Origin of the sequence: Clostridium sp. AM29-11AC, assembly GCF_003480545.1 — a bacterium.
GTDB lineage: Bacteria > Bacillota > Clostridia > Lachnospirales > Lachnospiraceae > Otoolea > Otoolea saccharolyticum_A.
Genome location: NZ_QUJI01000034.1, coordinates 1 through 21,921, shown reverse-complemented (window position 1 = coordinate 21,921; position 21,921 = coordinate 1). Strand labels below are relative to the sequence as shown.

Sequence of the window (21,921 nt, the reverse complement as noted above, 5' to 3'; positions counted from 1 at the left end):
CAACTCGCAAAGGGCTGGAGTAATTTTAAATTTTACCGCACTATTATTTGGCGCTTACGTTTTATGTGCCATAATATCTCCTTTTTCTATGTTACACTGGACTATGTTTTCCATTTTTAAACAATCTAATAAACGAAATAATATTGTTAACCAAATCATGGTTACTACATTTCAAATTCAATTTAGCAAATGCATCTTTTAATGGATCATCGATATGCGTATAGTAAGCAGATAAATCCTTATTGATTTCATTCCAAATTTCCTGTGCAATGTATCCTGTGCAACCTACCGGAACTATCAAATTATGCATATCTACGGCAATTTCATATTCTGATCTCATACCATTTGCCAATACCACTTTACCATCTACTAATTTATTTCCAAACAAGAAAACAGATACTCCTGCACGTGAAATCATGTCTTCTCTATATTTTTTCCACAAATTTTGTCGAGTGCTATCGTCAATAATTCCTTGAGGAAATGGACGTAACAAAAGTCTATCTTCATTTACACGCTTTTTATTCATATATATTTCTTGCAAGGCTCCGGTTATCACAGCACTCCCTACACCCAAACCAAAGCCAGAAATAATATTAAAATCTTGTGCTATTAACTGTTGGCTCAATATATTAATTAATTCTAATGCATCCTTTTCCGTATAGTCTCCATATTCCTTTGCACTTCCAGAAATAAAAATATTATTCTGATTCAATCTCTTGCTAATTTCATTTAATATATCCGTAATCTCACTGTATTCGTCTATTAGTAAAGCACGAATATTATAACGTTTAAGATCCTCAACAAAAAACTCATGCTTGCGCTTCGCATATTCATATTCCGCTCGATCCTTATAATCATTTGTATTCACTTTGCGCATAATTGCATAATGTTGTCTGTTGTTTTGGTTTCCATAATCAATCCTGACTCTACTCAATATATAATCTATATTAGGATCAGAAAAGCTAAAACCAACAAACAAAAAAGTTTTCGATATCAGATCTCCACTCAGCGCAGTGATAAATTGGGCATGATCTCTATAATATTTTTCATAATCATCTTTTATCAAGATTGCTTCATCTGGATTACTCCTATCACCATGCATTTTATACACAATCGCATCTCTGTGTGGCTTGGTAAGGGACAGTTGTTTATTATTGTACTTTACATCCACAACTCTTTTTTCTTCAATCAAAGCATCTTCAATCAATGAATCATAATTTGTTGTCCAATATGTCGAAATAGGTAAGCGAGCAATGATTCGATGATTTTCATCCACATCTTTCTCTTTAGCGAATTCATCAAAAATCACATCATTTATAATGCTTCTGTTTCCGTTTTTGTTATAGCAATACTGTGCTAAAGAAACCAAATCATATTCCTTATCAATATCAAGGTCTAAATCTTCTGCTACATTTCTGAGCAAATTTTTCCAATCTACATATCCTGCACTTTTAGAAAAGCCAGCTCCAATAAACATAGCTGCACTGTTATCTTTAATTTCTTTTACATATTTATCAATAAATGACAAAATATCTCTATTCAAATTCAGGCCTCCTTTTATGCCTACTTCAAAGGAAGACTTTTCTTCCTTAATCACATGTTCTATTTTACATTATAGTTGGTCACTTTTTATCATTCTATCTTCAATAAATAAAACTTTATGTCATAGTAATCTTAAACTGATTTAACTATTTTATAGGAAGGTGTACTATCTTTGTGGTCAAATGCAATGTTCATATCGACCTGAGGATAACTTAAAAAGTCATCCCACGTAACTACATAAGCATAACCATTTTCAATATTACTCTTCAATATAGGGAAAAGATTATTTTTATTATAATAATCATACGATCCACTTTTATCAGGTAAGATAACAACAAGCAATGCATTCCTATGACTTGTTCGATTATTTCGTGTCGTCTCTCTCACCGAAAAACTGATTTCCCACGGAATCCACTGCGAACGCTGCCACTTTCCAGTTTCTTTCATATTGGGAGATATCAAAACAATTGTAAGTGTACTGTCATAAATTTTATTCTTTAAATGATTCCAAATGGCATCCTCACTCCACGAAGAAATATCTTCATCACTTTTTTCACCTTTATAAATATCATCATCACACAACACTTTATCTTTTATGTAATCAACATAATCACATGGCCAAGTCGGTTGTGTAACGTTAGGCATCATCTTCACATCATTGTCTTTATATTTATAAGATACAAATATTTTTTTCCCCAATTCATTCACCTATCTTTCCTTATTCCGATCACCAAAAGGTTTAATGCAGTAAGATTATAGTGTTCCCTACATATTTGATAAAAACTGATTACGTCTTTATCATTAATATAATCTTTTGTTTACAATACCTCAAGTTCTTTATTTATATCCAATAACTTCTCGTGATACTTTTTCGATTATTTCAGAGCTAATTGACGATATATTAGCTATATAAACTTTATTTTTTCTCGGATTAAATATCCCTAATTTTTCTATTTTCTTAAACTCGGGATGTTTTGAATGACATCCCATAATATAGTACATTAGCAACTGTAATGTATATTTACTTTTAGGTTCTTCTTTTGACACTTTAAAATCCCACAGTGTATCCTTTGTTAAATAATCTCCATCTCCCGATGATACTATATCCGTATAACCTCCCTCAAAAGTAAATCCATCTTTCATAATAGGACCATATTCTTTCCAAAATGCAAAACTTCTTTTTACCATAATTACAATATTTTCAATGGTATCACTATCAGGATTAATTTCTTCTACTGGTTTATACCCCATTACACCTGCTCTAAAACAAACATCGTAACCAACTAATTTGCATGCATTGCTAATCGATTCATCATCAAGACCTTTTATACCTTTTAAAAGTTTCTTAGCGTTTCTTAAAGCCAATCCTTTTTTACCATTCGCATTATTTAGAAACAAATCAAGACACAATGCCCCCTGTAATGAAATTTTGAAAGCTTCTTCTACGGATGTTCCCATCATAAAACGGGTCAAATAGTCAACCACAAGACCAATTAATGAAGCATGAATGTTTTCTACTTCATTCAATATCTTTCCATCATCAATAGCAGTAACATCAAATTGTTTTTTATTTAGATATCCTCCATATGGTTGTTTTACCATACTAATACGTTTAGTAACAGAATACATCGAAATGCCTCCTCATCGTACAAATAGTGTTAAATTACAGACATCCACCTAATGTCAAAATTATCTGAGTGTATTTAAATCCGTCATTTAATCTACTACACTCCATGATAATAAAATAATCGTCTTCTTTTTCTGCTCTGACAACAATACCTTGAGATAAATCCGTTTTCCACAAAGCTTTTACTCCATAAAATTGGGCGACAAAGCTATTTGTAGGATTGGGCATATTGGCATCAAATCCATTATCTGTTAACCATTGATAGTAATCTTTTAATGCTGGCAACCCAAAACTTTGTATGGCTGCCATAATCGCCGATTGTTCACTTAGTTCATGCTCGATATTAATAACATATCTTTCTGTTGTATCCAGTTCATATCCATGAGCTTTTACAACTTCTCCCATGTTTTCATTCAGTTTCAGTTTTTTCACTATTTTTATCCCCTTCCTATACTTTACATGATCATTTTCTCTAAGATTTCCAATAAATGGCTATATAAACTTATTACACTCTTTTGATCTTATCAATTGAGGAATAATTGCCCTTCGGCTCATATGTGGCATTTTTTCACTTCTTATTCCATTTAGAGACACAGAAATCTTTTTCGTCCCTTTCTCATAATAAGTGTCATCTAGTTTAATAATACTTTTCATATATCACAATTGATATTCATAACCTCTCCAATTCCTAAGTATTCTCAACATATTTATTTTACTCCAAATATTGTTATATATCTACAAACAAAATACAATATTTAGCATTTTTTGTAGTCGTCTCCATTCTTAGTTTATATCTACTTTTCTTGATTTCATCTCTCCAGAAGTAGACTTTCATATATACCTTTTCTGTATCAACCATATCCGTCGAAAACTTAACAGAATGAAAAGAATTCTCTTCATACATTTTGACCAGTAGCTTCGTAAACTCTTCTTCATTTTCTATTTCATTACGATTCGCCACAACTGTCAGATACTGCTCATTGTTCACAATCATACTACTAACCACATCCGGCTCGCCTTCTACTCTTTTTTCGTTCCAATCCAGATCACTCCCCACCATCACTGCAACTACAAGCACTACAGCAACAACCATCTTCCATTTTTTTCTAATCTTTCTCTTCATTTCCATCATATTACAGCCTCTTTTTGCAATCTATACATTGCAATTATATGAAAATTTTATACTAAAATCAATGGCAAGGAATTCGTATAAATGGAAAGAGGTGAAATCTTTATGGGACAAAAATTAAAGCAAGTCAATGATATTTCCATCGGAGATAATCTTCGCAAACTGAGAAATGCCGCCAATCTTACTCAGGAGCAGGTCGTAGCACAGTTGCAGCTGCGTAATCTTCCTACATCCAGAAGTGTTTATTCCCAGATTGAGGCCGGAACTTACAATATTCGTATCAGCGAGCTGATTGCACTTGCAGAAATTTTCCATACAGATTTCAACACTATTTTCGATGGTCTGACACACGACAAATAATCCCAGACAACAACTTTTCTTCTGTTGCCTGGGATTATTTTATGCATGAATATTTTTTTATTACCGTTCCACCCAATCGTGTCTTTTCTGTTTGTTTATGGATTTTGGTCTTTCTCTTTCTTTTACACGCTTTTCATTTTCCTTCAATCGCTCCAGAACACTCTTTTTCCTTTCAGGCTGAATATCATTTTGTCCGGTCTTCTGTTTCCAGACCTCCAGTTCTTTCTTATATTGCTCCACGATCTTATACGCTGTGCGGTATCCATCCATAAATTTCTGAACGTTTGGATAGCCGCTCTTTTTAACAAGAATATGGAGTTCATCCTTCTGTTTTCTTATTCTCTCTTTACATTGATCAATTTTGTTCTGCGCTTCTTTTTTCTCTTTTCCTTTGAAAAACCCGGTAATATCTTTCAGATCCTTTTCTAATCTTGGAAGTTCTACTTGTTCTGCCTGGCGTATTACTCTTAGCTTTTGATCCAACTTGCTTTTCAGGTTTTCCATTTCATAAAATTCTTTCATGTCAATTCCCAACTTCGGTTTTGATGGAATCCTTAATTTTCTTATATATTCCCGCAAGATCTGTAGTGCTGCCAGCAGTATCTCTCGAAACGCTCTTGGTTGGAATCCCTGACGAGATATAGACTGTGCTATTTTAGTTGAAATTTCTTCTTTTTTGATTTTTAAAATCTTTTCTTCCGGTACTCCTTCCACCAGAGCCACATCGACCGCCCGGTTCCATTCCTGCCTGATTGCATTATCTGCCCGGATTTCTGCTTCCTTAGGGTTGTTCTTACCGATTTTTTTCGTAGGAAGATAAACACTGCCATGCTGAAAAACATTTAACTTTTCTTCATCATTACCAACATATACATTCATAAGATCTGTAAAAGAATGTTTTACTTCATCCAAAAATCTTTCGCTTTTAAACCTTTCATCCTTTTTGGTAAAGATCTTTTTTTCATATACTTCACCCTTTTTAATTATATGACAACCGGTTCTTATTTCCCCAGACTCACCGAGAATCTCTTTTTTCGTTCTAACATGTTTTCCCGTTTCATCATAAAACATATTTCTGGACGCAATCTTTATAATCGGCTCTTTTAATAATTGACGTTCTGAAAAAATCAGGTGAATGTGATAGTTCGTTTTTCTCTTATTATGATGCAACGCAGAAACACATTCCACCTCGTAATTCTTCTTAAAATGTTCTGTAAATAATTTCAGAAGATGATACGGATCATACTCTACAAAGCTTTCAGGAAGTGCTATAATCAGTTCTCTCGCTTCAATGCATTTTCCCTCTGTTCCGCTTTTTCTGAATTCTTCTTGATTGTACTTTGCAAGCTCTCTCCAAAACTGTCGTTCGGTCGTTTCATAAACAGCATACAGATTTTCCTGTTTTGCTCTACTGCTGATGTATGTAATTCTTCCCTTGACATTTGTAAGCTTTGACATCTGTATAAATGAATTTCTTGCGATAGGCATTTCCCCCTTCTTTTTAATAGCTGCATTCTTTCCTGTGAGTAGGTGCATAGGCACCTGTTTACGAACTTATTGCCGTGACCGGCATCAGCCTCGCAGAGCGACTTCTGAAATTGCAGGCAATTTCATCAGTACGCGGCTCTCGCCAAATACGTCTGCGAGCAGCCGCGCTTGGCTCGATGCAATCGCGAAATACACAGAGCATAAACGAAGTTTGTGCGATGGGTGTATTTCGCTCTCAATCGCCGAGGGCTTAGTTTCTGGCGTATCCGCCTTTTTCTTTCCGCCCGTATCCGGGCTTTATTTCATTCCTGTGTTTTTAACTTTCAAAGTTTTTTTCTCCCTGTTCACACTTCTCTGTTCACAGACTTGTGAACAACCTTTTGTGAACAAGGCTCAAAACATTTTTAAAGTTAACTTTTACCCAAAAGGTAACTCCTCATTTTCATCCACTTTCACGAATCCATCCGGATCCTTTTTCGGACGGATCCGTTTCCATGAACGCTGAGTTCCCAGTCCCCCGGAGAACCGGTGATTTCCATGTTTTTCCCATCCGGTGATCTCATTGTCCATCAGATCTCCAATCTCTTTGGACTGCCATTTCGGCACTATACCTTCCTGATGAAACACTTCCTGATAGATGATGGTGGAGCAGACATAATCTTCTTCGTAGTTGTCCAGGAAAGCCTGGATCATCCCGGTCTGTGTATCTTCCGGCATAAAGTCCTTCTGCAGAGATTTCACATAGTCTTCCATATCCGGAGAGAAGGTCAGGAGAAATTCCCCGCTTCGGTAGATTTCCATTGCTTCTGCCCACGCCTGTATGATATATTCTCTAGAGCCTTTTTCATCCCGATATATCGTAGTCTCTGCTTTCTCCGGACAGACCTTTACCGGTCCAAACCGTCGATTGCCCGTCCGGTCAAAGGGCAGGAAAGCAAGGTCGTTTGAAGTACCGCAAAACACGCATTGACGGTATCTGTCTTCCGCTCTTCTTTCGTAGGGAATCCGGTAAGTGTCCTTCTGTCTGCTCAGAAAAGATTTGGTCTCCTCAATGCTTTTGGCATTCGCTACTGCGTTCATTTCTGACATTTCTACAATCCAGTGCCCCTGCAGATATTCGTAAACTTTCTTGTCATCCAGCCGTTTCACATCATCTGTGAACCATTCATCCTGAATTGCCAGATATTTGAAAAAAGTAGATTTTCCTGTCCCCTGACCACCAACCAGACAAAGCATGATATCGTACTTCTTTCCGGGTTCATACAGGCGGCTTATGGCTGCCAGCATGTGCATCTTCATAACCTCTCCTGAATATTCCGGATTTTCCGCCCCGAAGAAATGAGTCAGCATCCCCGCAATACGGGGTCTGCCGTCCCACTTCAGACTTTCCAGCAGATCAATGATCGGATGGAAACTGTTATCGTTGGCTACAATATCTATCGCTTTTGTAATCACCCGATCACTGGTCAGTCCGTAATTTTTTTCCAGATAGAGAGACAGGTTGTTCATATCCGTATCCGTCATCTGTACGCCCCGTCTCTTCCAGGGCACTTTTTTCTTAATATCAATCTGGCAGGTCATCTCATTCCTGCAGACAGCTCCCCGCAGACATGGATCATGCTCCAACACGTGTTTGCAATTCTGGATAGACTGCCGTATCCGGCCTTTCTCCGTTACTTCCAGATTGTCCCGGATTTCTTCCGGTGTCAGCATTTCCTGCTCTACAATATTCTCTAATTTCTTCCAGGACTCCTCGCTGATATTCTTCCATTCGCTGCTCAATCTTCTTCACCTCCTTCCGTTTATAAATGAAAAATTCCGCTATTTCCTCTCCGTCACCGGTCAAAAGGATATCCAGATAATCATTGATCTTCCTCTCATTATCCAGTGCCTCCAGAAAGCATTCCTGCTCAAAAGGCTCCGGTCCGGATCCGTAAAACTGTTTCCAGAACCGAATCCACGACAGATAGTCCGTCAAAACCTTTACGGCATGATTTTTCCAGGTTTTAACCTTACTTTTTACCGAAAAATGATACCGACTTTGTACCTTTTTACCTTCTCTGTCCCGGAATTTGTTCTGAACAGACTTTTGCTCCTTCAATGGAATTGGAAGATTAAAATCAGTGATCAGCTTTTTTGCCGCCTCATAAGGAGACATTCCAAATAATTTGCCCGTAAACGTGATTACATCTCCCTTTGCACCGCAGGCAAAACAGTAGAATCCTTTTTCCACTTTCATGCTGGGATGCCTGTCCTTATGAAAAGGACAGCACACCATTCCATTTCTGTTTACTTTCAACCCATACTGCTCGGCAGCCTGCCTGGTAGTCACAGATTCCTTAACACTTTGAAAAATACTCATTCTACCTTCATCTCACATCCATAATATTTTTTCTGAAAGTATCTGACTGGAACTTTTCCCTTGATTACGTTATATCCGGCATTTTCCAGTTCCTGATTCATTTCCCTTACAATGTCATATGCCTTACTTCTGCCAATTCCGAGAATCTCCATAATCTCGTTTGCAGTAATATAAGAAACCTTAATCTGCATCTTGTTCCCTCCTTTGATTGATATCTATTGTTCTGTGCAATAAAGATACGCCTAACATTCATATCAAATCACTATGCACGTCTTTTATATGCACTCTTAATTCGCATTTATATCATACGTCCAATATTCATATTTGTCAACTTATATTTTAAATAATACGCACTTGCAATTCGTATTATTTCATGTTATATTATCCATGAGGTGAATAAATAATGAACGATATGGAAATTTCAACGATTGGAGAACGTATTAAAACGCTCCGAAAAAAACGAGGTTATAACCAGAAAGAGTTAGCAGATCTTTTAGGAAAGTCACTCCGCACTATTCAGAAATACGAAAGCGGAGAAATTGAAGTATCTATTGCTATGGTCAATGAACTTGCCAAAGTGCTGGATACTACTTCCACCTATCTTCTGGGGCATCAGACCGGCGATTTTAAATTTGACAGTCTTTCAGATGTAATGGAATGCCTGTTTCAGATTGAGAAAATAACAGGACTTCATTTTTCTATTGAGACAAAAAGACCGCCTCACCATGACGGTTGGCAGTGTTCCATTACCTTTGACGGAAAAGATAAAGCAGCTGATCTGAATGCGGATATGTGCCTTTTCCTGGAAGAATGGGAAAACAATCGAGAATCTTTCAAAGAATATGGCATGTCAAAATCTGCCTATGAGGCATGGAAAGATAAGACACTGGCTTATTATGCTTCACAGGGTATAGAAATGTCTGAATTAGAAGATCTTGATGAGGACGAACGTATAAAAAGAAGAACTGCTCTCCTTTCTGGCGAATAATCTCCCAACATAGGGTTTTCATAACTCTAAGAAAGGAATGATCAGATTTGTCAGTAACAAAGGATACTTCAGGAAAATGGATGTCCCAGATCCGTGTCAAGGATTACACCGGAAAAGTCATCCATAAAAAGAAACGTGGGTTTGCAACCAAAAAAGAAGCTTTAGAATGGGAACGGGATTTTCTGAATAAAGCAACAGCCGATATGGGAATGCTGTTTCAAGATTTCGTCGAACTGTATTTTGAAGATATGAGCCACCGGTTGAAAGAGTCTACCATCATCAGTAAGCATTATATGGTGGACAAAAAGATTCTTCCGGTATTCGGGAAAATCTCTATCAATGAGATTACGCCGAAAGATATCCGCAAATGGCAGAACAGCTTAACTGCCTATCGGGATGAAAATGGAAAACCTTACTCTCAGACCTATTTAAAAGCGATCAACAACCAGCTGACGGCTATGTTCAATTATGCAGTGAAATATTATGATCTGCATGAGAATCCATGCACCAAAGCCGGAAGTATGGGAAAAAGTCATGCGGAAGAAATGAACTTCTGGACAAAAGCAGAGTTTGAGCAGTTTATAGTGGCAGTACAGGATAAACCGGCCTCTTATACCGCATTTATGACTCTGTATTATACCGGAATGCGCGTAGGAGAATTATGTGCATTAACACCTGCAGATGTGGATCTGGAAGGCCATACAATCACGATTAATAAGACTTTTCAGCGTATCAACGGCAGGGATGTAATCTGGCCGCCAAAGACGCCAAAAAGCAACCGGGTTGTTACCATTCCACAGACCCTTGCCAACTGTCTGAAGGAGTATATGGATAAGTGCTATGAGATCCAGCCGGACGACAGACTGTTTCCTTACACCAAAAGTTTTCTGAACCATGAAATGCTCCGTGGATGTAAGAAGTCAGGAGTTAAAAAGATCCGGGTACATGATCTCCGCCACTCCCATGCAAGCCTTCTGATCGAAATGGGATGCCAGCCTCTTCTGATTGCAGACCGGCTCGGACATGAAAAAATACAGACGACCTTAAATACTTACAGTCATCTGTATCCGAATAAGCAGGCAGAAGTAGCTGCTCAGCTTGAAAATGTGATGAACGGAACGACAGTTCCGAATGGTAGCCAAATGGCAGGTGTAGCCAATTTGTAGCCAATAAAAGAGAAAAATCTCTGGAAAGCCTGCAAAATAAGGCTTCCCAGAGATGTGGTGTCTATTCAAACTCAATCGTAGCCGGCGGCTTCCCCGTGCAGTCATACAGCACACGGTTCACGCCCTTCACCTCGTTGACAATTCTGCTTGTCACCTTGCTCAGTACTTCCCACGGAAGTTCTGCTGACTCTGCAGTCATAAAGTCGCTGGTCAGCACGGCGCGCAGCGCTATGGCATAATCGTAGGTTCTCTCGTCTCCCATACATCCAACGGATCTCATGTTTGTCAGGGCCGCAAAGTACTGTCCCAGGTTTCTGGCGATTCCGGCCTTGTCAATTTCCTCGCGGTAGATCGCATCGGCATCCTGCACGATTCTTACCTTCTCCGGCGTAATGTCACCGATGATTCTTACGCCAAGACCCGGGCCCGGGAACGGCTGACGGAATACCAGATACTCCGGAATTCCAAGCTCCAGTCCGGCTTTTCTCACCTCGTCCTTGAACAGCATTCTGAGAGGCTCGATAATTTCCTTGAAATCTACGTGCTCCGGCAGTCCTCCCACGTTGTGGTGAGACTTGATCACGGCAGATTTTCCAAGGCCGGACTCAATAACATCCGGATAGATGGTTCCCTGTACCAGGAAGTCAACTGCACCGATTTTCTTTGCCTCTTCCTCAAATACACGGATAAACTCCTCACCGATGATTTTTCTCTTCTTCTCCGGATCTGTCTCACCGGCCAGCTTATCATAGAAACGCTGCTGAGCATTGACACGGATAAAGTTTAAGTCATACGGACCGTTGGGACCGAATACCGCCTCTACCTCGTCGCCCTCGTTTTTGCGCAGAAGGCCATGATCCACAAATACGCAGGTAAGCTGCTTGCCCACTGCCTTTGCCATCATAACTGCTGCAACAGAAGAGTCAACGCCGCCGGACAGCGCACACAGCACGCGGCCGGAGCCAACCTTTTCCCTGATTTCCTTAATAGATTTTTCCACAAAGGCATCCATCTTCCAGTCTCCGCTGCAGCCGCAGACGCTGTAAACGAAGTTGGAAAGCATCTTCGTTCCCTCCTGGGTATGCATTACCTCTGGATGGAACTGAACGGCATACCAGTTTTTCTCCGGCATTTCCATAGCTGCTACCGGGCAGACAGGAGTATGGCCTGTCACAGCAAAGCCCTCCGGGGCCTTCTCAATATAATCTGTATGGCTCATCCAGCAGATCGTCTTTGGAGATACATCCGCAAACAGCTTGGAGGCCGTGTCAACATCCACCTCTGTCTTTCCGTACTCGCTGACAGGGGCTGTTGCCACCTTTCCGCCCAGCAGGTATGCCATCAGCTGTGCGCCATAGCAGATTCCCAAAACAGGAATACCCAGTTCAAAGATTTCTTTTGAACAGCGAGGAGAATCGTCCCCATATACACTGTTAGGTCCGCCGGTAAAAATGATTCCCTTCGGATTCATCTCTTTAATTTTTTCAATCGGCATACTGTACGGATGAACTTCACAATATACGTTGCATTCTCTTACTCTTCTGGCAATTAACTGATTATACTGACCGCCAAAGTCCAATACAATAATCATTTCTTTTTCCACGAGTATTCCTCCTATAAATTTTCACTGTTGTATCAACCTGCAAAAGGTAAAACTCCCGCAGTTTACAATCTATTATAAGATACGCCGCACCTCTTGGCAACCTGTTTTTGCATCAAACCATGCCCAAACTGTGCCCGGACTGCGCTGCAACGTGAACGTCAAAGTGAATATCCAAGCCCTGATATATAAAATGAGGACAAAATCAGCAGGCACAGATGCAGACTTGACAGTATTTTTTGGTATTCTTCATAGCTTTTTATATGTTTTATCGCTTTTGCAGTTTCTTCGCAGTTTACCTTTATAAGCCGTAATACTCCTCTGCAGTTTTCTTCCTGGCTTTTCTTTCCATCCTTCTCTTTCGTTCTTTCCATTACCTGTCTTTTCGTTCTGCCTTTTTATTCCCCCTCCCACTTCCTTCTTCCCATTTTCCTCCGCAAATTCCAGAACCTTTCGGATCCCCACATAATCTCCGGCTGTAAACGCTTCCCCGACAGATCGGTACCCGCTTTTTTCATAAAAACGGTTTAACGCCTGATTTTCCGCCTGGCAGTCTAAACGGACGCCTCTTTTGCCCTGCTTCCGGGCATATTCCTCAATCGCCTTTAAAAAGGCCTGTCCCGCTCCTTTTCCCGCCAGGCCGGTTCTCGTGGCAAGGTGGTGGACATAAAGGTATGCCCTGTCTCCATCCCACCTCTCATCACTCTCCAGAAGCGCTGCCGCTCCTGCTATATCCGCTCCCCTCATCAGGAAAAACAGCCTTCCATTCCTGGCATGCTCAGCAAAATATTCCTCTGAATAAAAGTCCAGATACTCCTCATCATTCCACTGATGCATTCCCATCTGTTCCATCCAGGCAATGCGCTCTTTTATAACTGCGATAAAACTGGAAACCTGCCCTTCCCCTGCCGGCTCCAGCCGATAATTCCTGTCCATCTCATCCCTCATCCGCTTCACGTTCAAACCTTTCTGCCTCTAATTTCTTCCGGCTGCCTCCAGGTATTTTTTTACATACTCTCCTGTATAGGAAGCCGGATTTTGTGCTACCTCCTCCGGTGTCCCCTTGGCAATGACTGTACCTCCCTTATCCCCTCCATTGGGGCCAATGTCGATGAGATAGTCTGCCGTTTTTATCACATCCAGGTTGTGTTCAATGACAACCACCGTATTTCCTCCGTCTGAAAGCCTGCGCAGTATCTCAATCAGCTTGTGCACATCTGCAAAGTGGAGGCCTGTGGTCGGCTCGTCCAGCACATAGATCGTCTTTCCCGTCCCCCTCTTACTGAGCTCCGTGGCCAGCTTGATTCGCTGAGCCTCGCCTCCCGACAGCTCTGTGGAGGGCTGTCCCAGACGGATATAGGAAAGTCCCACATCATTCAGAGTCTCAATCTTTCTGTAAATCGAGGGCACATTTTCAAAGAAATGGAGAGCCTCCTCCACTGTCATATTCAGCACATCATAGATGCTCTTCCCCTTGTATTTAACCTCCAGAGTTTCTCTGTTATAGCGTTTTCCTCCGCAGACCTCACAAGGCACGTACACATCCGGCAGGAAGTGCATCTCGATCTTGATAATTCCATCGCCGCTGCAGGCCTCGCAGCGGCCTCCCTTCTTATTGAAGCTGAAACGCCCCTTATTGTAGCCCTTCGCCTTGGCGTCGGGGGTCGATGCAAACAGGTCGCGGATCAGATCAAAGGCTCCCGTATAGGTGGCAGGGTTGGAACGGGGAGTGCGGCCGATGGGAGACTGATCAATTGCAATAATCTTGTCAAGCTGCTCGGTTCCCTCAATGGTCTTGTGCTTTCCCGGTATGGTTCTGGCCCGGTTCAGCTTTTTGGCAAGGGCTTTGTAGAGAATCTCATTGACCAGAGAGCTCTTTCCGGAGCCTGACACACCGGTTACGCAGGTCATCACTCCCAACGGGAAGGAGACGTCAATATTTTTCAGATTATTTTCCGCTGCACCGCGCACGGTAATCCATCCAGTAGGTTTCCTGCGCTCTGCGGGAACCGGAATTTTAATCCTGCCGCTCAGATATGCCCCTGTGATGGAATCCTTACATTTCATGATCTGTTTGGCTGTACCCACTGCCACCACATTTCCGCCGTGCTCTCCTGCTCCCGGGCCGATATCCACAATACAGTCTGCGGCAAGCATGGTATCCTCATCGTGTTCCACCACAAGCACCGTATTTCCCAGATCCCGAAGGTGCAGAAGTGTCTTCAGCAGCTTGTCATTGTCCTTCTGGTGAAGACCGATGCTGGGCTCGTCCAAGATATAGGCAACTCCTACCAGACCGGAGCCGATCTGGGTGGCAAGGCGGATTCTCTGAGCTTCTCCTCCTGACAGGGTTCCCGTAGCGCGGGAGAGCGTCAGATAATCCAGTCCCACATCAATGAGGAAGCTGACTCTGGCGCGGATCTCCTTCAGAATCGGCGCTCCGATGGCCTCCTGCATGGGAGTCAGGCTCAGTCCGTCAATAAATTCCCTGTATTTGACAATGGACATATTGGTAGCTTCATAGATATTTTTTTCTCCCACTGTAACGGCAAGGGCTTCCTTCTTCAGTCTCTGTCCGCGGCAGGCAGGGCAGGGAGTAATCCGCATAAAGGTCTCATACTCTGCCTTCATAGCGTCAGAAAAGGTTTCCCTGTACTTTCTGTTCATGCTCTGGATCAGTCCTTCAAAGGCAACGTCGTAGACGCCCTCTCCCCGCTGCCCCTTATAACGGACCTTCAGTACCTTTCCTCCTGTTCCGTGGATCAGGACATCGTGAATCTCCTTGGGATAATCCTGGAAGGGGGTGTCGAGGCTGAAATGATACTCCTCTGTCAGCGCGTCGAGAATGGCTCTGGTAAAGCTGCCCTTGTCCGTACAGGACTGCCAGCCCATTCCCACAATCGCCCCCTGGCTGATGCTCAGGGATTTATCCGGAATCAGCAGATCCTCATCAAATTCCATCTTGTATCCCAGTCCAAAGCATTCCGGGCAGGCGCCGAATGGATTATTGAAGGAAAAGCTCCTCGGCTCCATCTCGTCCACACTGATGCCGCAGTCCGGGCAGGCAAAATTCTGGCTGAAATTCATAGTCCCCTGCTCCGGTATCTCCACCGTCATCAGCCCGCCTGTAAGCTCCATGACGGTTTCAATGGAATCTGTCAGACGCTTCTCGATTCCCGGCTTCACAACAAGGCGGTCCACCACAATTTCGATATTGTGCTTGATATTCTTATCCAGCTTGATCTCCTCAGAAAGCTCATAGAGGCTTCCGTCAATTCTGACACGGACATAGCCGCTCTTTCGCGCCTGCTCAAGCACCTTCACATGCTCTCCCTTTCTTCCCCTGACCACCGGGGCCAGAAGCTGAATTTTCGTCCGCTCCGGCATCTCCATAATCTGATCCACCATCTGGTCCACGGTCTGGCGGTGAATCTCTCTGCCGCACTTCGGACAGTGAGGGATTCCGATTCTGGCATAGAGAAGCCTCATATAGTCATAGATTTCCGTCACAGTTCCCACTGTAGAGCGTGGATTCCTGTTCGTGGACTTCTGATCAATGGAAATAGCCGGCGATAAGCCCTCTATACTCTCCACATCCGGTTTCTCCATCTGTCCCAGGAACTGCCTTGCATAGGACGACAGAGACTCCATATAGCGCCGCTGTCCCTCCGCATAGATCGTGTCAAAGGCCAGAGAGGACTTACCGGAACCGGAAAGCCCTGTCAGAACAACCAGCTCATTTCTGGGAATATCCACTGATATATTTTTCAGGTTGTGCTCATTGGCACCTCGTATTTTAATGTACTGTTTTGCCATATTTTTAAACTCCCTCACTGTTTTCACATTTTCACAAAATTACGGCCAGCCCCTTACATCTGCCGCCGCAAACTGACTGCCTCGTCTGCAGCTTCATCTGTTTTTATCGATTCTTCCTCTCAGACATCCGGCTTTCGGCCAGAACTCCCCGGCAAAATTTGACATTCGCCTCCTGTCTCTGAATCTGATGATGCCCGGTACCGCCGCCTGCAGGCATACGGCCAGTCTGAGCTCATTATACTATAACCCCACGTGCGGCGGTATGGAAATTGCAATATTTTTAGACAAAATTCACCACTGTATGCTTCCTCACGCCGCGCTGTATCTAACTGCCGCCGCAGTTCTAAAAAGCAGCCGGAACCGCTTTTTCTTTCGGTTTTTGTTTTAGCTTCATTATATCACATGCAATCCCTCTTTGCAAACATTTGTTCGATTGTCTGGCTGTTAAATTTTCATGCAGAGATAAAAAGCCTGAGAACTCACGCTTCATCCGCTGATCCCCAGCCCAGTTCATTGCCTCAGCGTCTTTTCCTTTCCCGCTTTCGCAACTTACTTATGGACTGCCCTTCTCACGGACAAACTGCTGTTCTCAGGCTCTTTTCATCTGTCAGATTATGACATGAAACGCTCCTGTCTGTTTCCTGTTTTCCTTTCTGTTTTTCCTTCCTGTCTTTCTGTTTTCTCTTCCTGTTTCGTTATTTTTTCGTACTGATCTGCTGTTTTTCCTTCCTCTGCTCCATCGCCGAATTCTTAATTCTGCTGACTCTCCTGCTGCTTTCCTGCAGAATCTGCCTTCAGGATCTCCATAAACTCCTCTCCTGTTATGGTTTCCTTCTCAAGCAGGTAGGCCGCCAGCTCATGGAGCTTCTCCTCGTTTTCTTTCAGGATCTGGACCGCTCTGTCATGGGCCCTGCGCACAGTGTCGATTACCTCCTCGTCAATCCGCATGGCCGTATGCTCCGAGCAGGCCAGAGAGGCATCCCCGCCCAGATACTGGTTGGTCACCGTTTCCAGTGCAACCATGCCGAACTGCTCACTCATACCATACCGTGTCACCATCGCACGGGCAATCTTTGTGGCCTGCTCAATATCGTTGGAGGCGCCTGTGGTAATGGAATGGAAGACAAGCTCCTCTGCCGCACGGCCTCCTGTGAAGGTCACAATCTTGTTGAACGCCTCCTCACGGCTCATGAGGAAGCGCTGATCCTCCTCCACCTGCATGGTATATCCCAGCGCCCCACTGGTCCTTGGAATAATGGTGATTTTGTGGACGGGAGCAGAATGGCTCTGCATGGCAGCCACCAGGGCATGGCCGATCTCATGGTAAGAGACAATCTTCTTCTCATCCATGGAAACTCCGGCATCCTTCCTCTGATAACCGGCAATGACAACCTCCACGCTCTCCTCTAAATCCTGCTGAGAAACGGTTTTTCTTCCCATCCGCACAGCCCGAAGGGCAGCTTCATTGACAATATTTGCCAAATCCGCTCCGCTTGCGCCGCTGGTGGCACGGGCAATCTCATTGTAATCCACTGTTTCATCCACTTTCACATTTTTAGCGGAAACTCTGAGAATGGCCTCACGCCCCCTCATATCGGGAAGCTCCACAGGAATCCTTCGGTCAAACCGTCCCGGTCTCAAAAGTGCCTTGTCAAGAGACTCCGGCCGGTTGGTCGCCGCCAGAATCACAACACCCTTGCGGCCGTCAAAGCCGTCCATCTCTGTCAGAAGCTGGTTCAGCGTCTGTTCTCTCTCATCGTTGCCTCCCATGTTTCCGTCGCGTTTCTTTCCAATGGTATCGATCTCGTCGATAAAGACAATACATGGAGCCTTCTCATTTGCCTGCTTAAACAGATCCCTCACCTTGGCAGCTCCCATTCCCACAAACATTTCCACAAACTCTGAACCGGAAATGGAGAAAAACGGAACATGGGCTTCTCCGGCCACCGCCTTTGCCAAAAGTGTCTTTCCTGTTCCAGGAGGGCCTACAAGCAATGCGCCCTTGGGAAGGGTCGCTCCGATTTCCGCATATTTTCCCGGATTGTGCAGGAAATCCACAATCTCCTTCAGGGCATCCTTCGCTTCCTCCTGCCCTGCCACATCGGCAAATGTCTTTCCCGTCTCAGATTCTGCATAAATTTTGGCATTAGACTTTCCAAACGTCATCGCATTTGGCCCGCCCATCCGCTTCATCATAGCCCGGCCCATAATCTGGCCAATCAGAACAAAAAATACAAGGGGCATAATCCAGGTAATCAGCACATCCAGAAGGGGGGATGCCTGTGTCGGAATCTCCTTGCTGAACTTCACATCCGTACCCTCCAGACGCTCCGCCAGATTTTCTCCGGTCGGCAGTCCTGTCTTGCGCACAAGCCTGTGTTCATCGTCCTTCAGTGTATACATAACCTCTTCATTGGTGGTTTCATAGACCTCCTCTATATTCCCCTCGTTCAGAGAGGTGAGAAACTGGTCGTACCGCACTTCCACCGTCCGATCCATCAGAGGCGGAAATACAAAAATATTTAACAGCAGCAAAACCAACATGACGATTCCATAGTAATACAGGAACGAACGTCTTGGCGGTTTCTTCTGTTCTGTATCCTTATTCTCCATAGATTTACTCTCCTTTTGATCTTTTTTCTTCTTTCCTTACGAGTTCACTCTATTATATTTTCTGCTTCAGTTCAGGGTCTCTGAGCTTTATCGAAGTCCTGCCGTTCCTTCCTCTTACAGTAATATTTGCTTCTGCTTAAGCGGAGATTTTATTCCTCCTTTTCGCTTCCCTTAATCTCAGCAGTTTCTTGCAGTTTCTCTTCAGTCAGTTTTCCTGACTGACTTTTCACTCTGTATAAATCATTGACATTCCTGAAAATATTATACTTTGCAGACAGGCAATCCGCTGTCAGTATCAAAGGCACAGACGAGCTGACACTGCTTGTGAGCAGAAAATACAATTTGATCTTACGCAAATAACAATAACTCTGTTGTTTACTTTTGTCAATGGTTTATAGTAAATATTTATTTACTTTTAATAATTATTGATTTATCATCGCTTATATGATATGATTCGATTAGAAACATTAAATCCCGCTTCCCTAAAACATCGCAGGAGCGTTTGGTTCCTGTATATCAGACACCGGGCATCTGACTTCTGCAATACCGATATATAAATCTTTCCGCAGAGGTTTCACCTGATATGGCCTTATTCATAATATAGCTTCATTCATAATATGGCCTCATCCATTTTAAGAACTTCATCTGAGGAAATTTACAATGCACTTGATTGATGCCCGGTTCTGAGAAAACATTAAAATATATAAAAAAGGAGCAATTACATGATGAGTACTGATATAAACACGGCCGGCAAACACTTTCTGCAGTTTGCCATCGCCTTTCTAAGCCTGACCAAGTGCCAGTACCAGCAGGCGAATGATGTGAAAGTAAATTCATTAGGCTTTTTCACTTTAGTTGCACTGGAAAACTGGGCAGATGAAAATTATACGATGTCTGATCTCGCTGACAAGCTGCAGATCGCCAAACAGCAGCTGTCCAGGCTCATTAATGATTTGGAGGCCAAGGAGCTGGTGGAGCGTATCCACGACACCGCAAACAGGCGAAGAGTATATATACGGATCTCCAGACATGGCCTTGAAATGATGGATGAACTGAAGCAGTCCATGCTTAAAAGCACCACAGCGGCACTGTCAGCATACAGTGAAGACGAGCTGGAAGAGCTGGATCACTGCCTGTGCCGCCTGACGAAATTAATGGAAAAATTTAATGCGGACGGCTGCTAGTCCGCTGATTTCTTTTTATTCCCAGAGTGTCTGCTGATTGTTCCTAAAACAGCAGGCACTTTCATTTTTTAAAATTTTCTGTACTCTAAAAGCGACCCCCGGTATACATTTGAAACTTCTCATTTTTCTCTTACAGCCCTTCCTGTGGGCTCTCTATGCCAACCTTCTATAATTTCCCTTATCCGAAGTATAATAGCCACGTAATGCAGTTAGGAATTTCGAAAAAAATGATTTCAAGAAGAAAAAAGGAGAGTGCATTCATTATGAGAAAGCAGACTAAATTAGTTGCAGTTCTTTCTGCAGCAGCTTTACTCGCTGTAGGCGCTTCCATGACATCTTTCGCAGGTTGGGAGAAGGATGAGGATGGTATCTGGCACTACTATGACAGCGATGATGAGATGGTAACAGACGAGTGGAGAAAAGACGGCTCCAAGTGGTTCTATCTCGATGAGGATGGAAACATGCTGACAGATTCCTGGGTAGACGATGAGTACTACGTAGGTTCTGACGGCGCTATGTTAAAGAATCAGTGGGTTAAGACAACAGCTGATGAGGATGTAGATGATCCAGAGGATGACGGTGATCACTGGTACTACTTCTCTTCCAATGGTAAGAAGGTAGAGGAAGATTCCAAGAAGATCAACGGCAAGACCTACTACTTCAACGAAGACGGTGAGATGAGATACGGCTGGCATCAGGATGGTGAAGACGTATTCTACCTTGGCGGCGAGGACGAAGGATGGAGAGCAGAGAGCCAGTGGTTATGGCTTGCATTACCAGATGAGGATGAGGTTGACAGAAACGGTGTTGACTTCGACTCTGACGAGTGTGAAGACTGTGATGAAGAAGGTTGGTACTACTTCGGATCCAATGGTAAAATGTACCAGAAGGCAGACAAGAAGAAAGTAAACGGAAAATATTATTTCTTCAATGAGCATGGTCAGATGGTATACGAATGGATCAATAACCAGAAGTATGTTGTAAGTAAGAACACAACACCATCTGGCGCAGAGTTAGAGACTAATGCATCTGCAAGCAATGCATTAGATGGAAATGCTGTAGCTGACGGTGAGGAAGGCGCTGGATATATCTACAACATGCAGTATTCTAATGTTGTAGAAGATGGTTCCAGAGCAAACGGTTGGTATGAAATCGACGGTTCCTCTGACACAGGTACAGATGGAGATACAGATTGGTACTACTTCGATGATGGAGAGCCAGAGAGAGCAGATTCTAGCAGAGATCTTTTAGATATTGCAGATGGAGATGGAGCTCCTGTTTACAGAGCAAAAATCAAAATTGACGGAAAATACTTCTGCTTCAACGAGATGGGTCAGATGCAGACAGGGCTTCAGTACATTCCAAAGGACAAGGCATTCTACTACTTTGACGACAACGGCTATATGCAGACAGGTAAAGAGAGCAATGTAGAGGATGACGATGACTCCTTCAATTACTACTTTATCACCAAGAATGGCAAGAACGGCCAGGGACAGAAGGGCGAGAAGGATGGTTACTTATACTTCGAAGGAAAACGCATCGAGGCAGATGATGACTACAGAGTTGTTTACTACGAAGGTGCTTACTATCTTGTAAATAATAAGGGCAAAATCCAGGACTCCAAGTCTAAGAAATATGATGTGGAGAATGGAAATGGTCTTACAGATGTACAGTTCACCTTCAGTGGAAATAAGATTACCGGCATTGTAGAAATTGATGGAGAAAAGGCTACAGATGAGGATTGGGCTGACTTAAGAGAAGCAGCAACTATCCCTTACGTTTCCTTATATGATGGATACTTTACATACGAGATTGAGACGGAGGGAAGCGGAAATAGCGCAGACATTCCAGGAACTGGTCTTAAGTGGTTTACAGCAGACAAGGCTCCAAGCTGGGTAGATTAATATCTGGGTAGCCTATTTCAGGTAAACGATTGATTAATTAAAAAAGGCGCTGGCAGACAGATTTGATTATTCTTCTGTCGGCGCGGTAGTGTAAAAAAGTTTGTGTCTTTGGAAGAAAATGACTCCTTTTTGGTAAGAATTA

18 protein-coding genes are annotated in these 21,921 nt (G+C 42.9%); 5 read left to right on the top strand and 13 right to left on the bottom strand.

Annotation, left to right across the window (positions count from 1 at the left end; genetic code table 11):
- Nucleotides 1-91: 91 nt before the first annotated feature.
- The 5 genes from DW757_RS16145 to DW757_RS16125 form a co-directional block, all read right to left on the bottom strand.
- Nucleotides 92-1,543, bottom strand: coding sequence for an SIR2 family protein (locus DW757_RS16145; RefSeq protein ID WP_243033744.1), 1,452 nt, complete (start codon nt 1,541-1,543; stop codon nt 92-94).
- Between the two features lie 131 nt (nt 1,544-1,674).
- A complete protein-coding gene (locus DW757_RS16140; RefSeq protein WP_243033743.1) occupies nt 1,675-2,250 on the bottom strand; it encodes a TIR domain-containing protein in 576 nt (191 codons plus the stop codon).
- 129 nt (nt 2,251-2,379) lie between these two features.
- A complete protein-coding gene (locus DW757_RS16135) occupies nt 2,380-3,171 on the bottom strand; it encodes a hypothetical protein (protein WP_118752229.1) in 792 nt (263 codons plus the stop codon).
- A 34-nt stretch (nt 3,172-3,205) separates the two neighbouring features.
- Nucleotides 3,206-3,601: a hypothetical protein gene (locus DW757_RS16130; RefSeq protein WP_182433333.1), complete on the bottom strand. Its 396-nt coding sequence runs from the start codon at nt 3,599-3,601 to the stop codon at nt 3,206-3,208.
- A 295-nt stretch (nt 3,602-3,896) separates the two neighbouring features.
- Entirely contained in the window at nt 3,897-4,301 is a 405-nt protein-coding gene (locus tag DW757_RS16125; protein ID WP_118752228.1) for a hypothetical protein, read from the bottom strand.
- A gap of 81 nt (nt 4,302-4,382) precedes the next feature.
- Between DW757_RS16125 and DW757_RS16120 the strand changes: the two genes are divergently transcribed.
- Entirely contained in the window at nt 4,383-4,658 is a 276-nt protein-coding gene (locus DW757_RS16120; protein ID WP_347560004.1) for a helix-turn-helix transcriptional regulator, read from the top strand.
- Nucleotides 4,659-4,718: 60 nt separating this feature from the next.
- Here the strand turns inward: DW757_RS16120 and DW757_RS16115 are convergent, their stop codons facing one another.
- The 4 genes from DW757_RS16115 to DW757_RS16100 form a co-directional block, all read right to left on the bottom strand.
- Nucleotides 4,719-6,194, bottom strand: coding sequence for a MobA/MobL family protein (locus DW757_RS16115; RefSeq protein WP_243033742.1), 1,476 nt, complete (start codon nt 6,192-6,194; stop codon nt 4,719-4,721).
- Between the two features lie 369 nt (nt 6,195-6,563).
- Nucleotides 6,564-7,859 (bottom strand): virulence-associated E family protein, encoded by a 1,296-nt coding sequence (locus DW757_RS16110; RefSeq protein ID WP_118752227.1) that lies wholly within the window; start codon nt 7,857-7,859, stop codon nt 6,564-6,566.
- On the bottom strand, nt 7,762-8,508 hold the full coding sequence (locus tag DW757_RS16105; protein WP_118752226.1) for a CHC2 zinc finger domain-containing protein: 747 nt from the start codon (nt 8,506-8,508) through the stop codon (nt 7,762-7,764). The genes DW757_RS16110 and DW757_RS16105 overlap by 98 nt, the downstream gene beginning before the upstream one ends.
- Entirely contained in the window at nt 8,505-8,699 is a 195-nt protein-coding gene (locus DW757_RS16100) for a DUF3215 domain-containing protein (RefSeq protein ID WP_070088454.1), read from the bottom strand. Before DW757_RS16100 ends, DW757_RS16105 begins: the two co-directional genes overlap by 4 nt.
- 212 nt (nt 8,700-8,911) lie before the next feature.
- Between DW757_RS16100 and DW757_RS16095 the strand changes: the two genes are divergently transcribed.
- A complete protein-coding gene (locus DW757_RS16095; protein ID WP_118752225.1) occupies nt 8,912-9,496 on the top strand; it encodes a helix-turn-helix transcriptional regulator in 585 nt (194 codons plus the stop codon).
- Nucleotides 9,497-9,576: 80 nt separating this feature from the next.
- Nucleotides 9,577-10,662: a site-specific integrase gene (locus DW757_RS16090; RefSeq protein WP_347560005.1), complete on the top strand. Its 1,086-nt coding sequence runs from the start codon at nt 9,577-9,579 to the stop codon at nt 10,660-10,662.
- Between the two features lie 61 nt (nt 10,663-10,723).
- On the opposite strand, the gene guaA is transcribed toward DW757_RS16090, so the two are convergent.
- The 4 genes from guaA to ftsH all read right to left on the bottom strand — a co-directional run bounded on the left by guaA (nt 10,724) and on the right by ftsH (nt 18,691).
- Nucleotides 10,724-12,265: a glutamine-hydrolyzing GMP synthase gene (guaA, locus tag DW757_RS16085; protein WP_021965379.1), complete on the bottom strand. Its 1,542-nt coding sequence runs from the start codon at nt 12,263-12,265 to the stop codon at nt 10,724-10,726.
- Between the two features lie 246 nt (nt 12,266-12,511).
- Nucleotides 12,512-13,219 carry a GNAT family N-acetyltransferase gene (locus DW757_RS16080; RefSeq protein ID WP_243033745.1) on the bottom strand — a complete coding sequence of 236 codons (708 nt, stop codon included), beginning with the start codon at nt 13,217-13,219 and terminating at the stop codon, nt 12,512-12,514.
- Between the two features lie 18 nt (nt 13,220-13,237).
- On the bottom strand, nt 13,238-16,078 hold the full coding sequence (gene uvrA / locus DW757_RS16075; protein ID WP_118752222.1) for an excinuclease ABC subunit UvrA: 2,841 nt from the start codon (nt 16,076-16,078) through the stop codon (nt 13,238-13,240).
- A gap of 750 nt (nt 16,079-16,828) precedes the next feature.
- Nucleotides 16,829-18,691, bottom strand: coding sequence for an ATP-dependent zinc metalloprotease FtsH (gene ftsH / locus DW757_RS16070; RefSeq protein ID WP_015573089.1), 1,863 nt, complete (start codon nt 18,689-18,691; stop codon nt 16,829-16,831).
- Between the two features lie 722 nt (nt 18,692-19,413).
- Here ftsH and DW757_RS16065 point away from each other — a divergent pair.
- Together DW757_RS16065 and DW757_RS16060 are read left to right on the top strand one after the other, a co-directional pair.
- The gene (locus DW757_RS16065) at nt 19,414-19,875 is read left to right on the top strand and encodes a MarR family transcriptional regulator (protein WP_008399495.1); all 462 of its coding nucleotides are present in this window, start codon (nt 19,414-19,416) and stop codon (nt 19,873-19,875) included.
- A 263-nt stretch (nt 19,876-20,138) separates the two neighbouring features.
- A complete protein-coding gene (locus DW757_RS16060; RefSeq protein ID WP_243033741.1) occupies nt 20,139-21,779 on the top strand; it encodes a glucan-binding protein in 1,641 nt (546 codons plus the stop codon).
- The last annotated feature ends 142 nt before the right edge of the window (nt 21,780-21,921 follow it).